This is a genomic window from Vibrio sp. 2132-1 (assembly GCF_033344315.1).
Map to the genome: position 1 here is coordinate 1 of NZ_JAWPON010000430.1, position 649 is coordinate 649.

General features: G+C 47.0%; 1 protein-coding gene. It reads left to right on the forward strand.

The features are described 5' to 3' along the window. On the forward strand, positions 1 to 649 hold a 649-nt coding region (aroB, locus tag R8N47_RS25850), incomplete at both ends, for a 3-dehydroquinate synthase (protein WP_318186187.1).

Here is a 649-nt window from a genome sequence, read left to right on the forward strand (position 1 = left end):
TCGTGATGTGGTCATTATTGCCCTCGGTGGTGGTGTAATCGGAGATCTCGTCGGTTTTGCTTCAGCCTGTTATCAGCGAGGTGTGGACTTTATCCAAATTCCAACGACGTTGTTGTCCCAAGTGGATTCTTCCGTTGGCGGTAAAACGGCAGTCAATCATCCGCTAGGTAAAAACATGATTGGCGCATTTTACCAACCGAAAGCGGTGATCATCGATACCAACTGTTTATCGACGCTACCTGAGCGTGAATTTGCTGCTGGTATAGCTGAAGTGATCAAATACGGCATTATTTATGATGGTGCATTCTTTGATTGGCTGGAAGAAAATTTAGACCGTTTATACACGTTGGATGAAGACGCGCTTACCTATGCCATTGCACGTTGCTGCCAAATTAAAGCTGAAGTGGTTGCACAAGACGAAAAAGAGTCTGGAATTCGAGCGTTGCTCAATTTGGGTCACACTTTCGGTCATGCGATAGAAGCTGAATTAGGCTACGGCAATTGGTTACATGGTGAGGCGGTGTCTTCTGGTACGGTGATGGCGGCCAAAACGTCACTTCTGCGTGGACTGATTTCTGAAGAGCAGTTTGAGCGTATTGTGGCATTGTTGCGCAGAGCGAAATTGCCAGTCCATACACCCGACAGCATG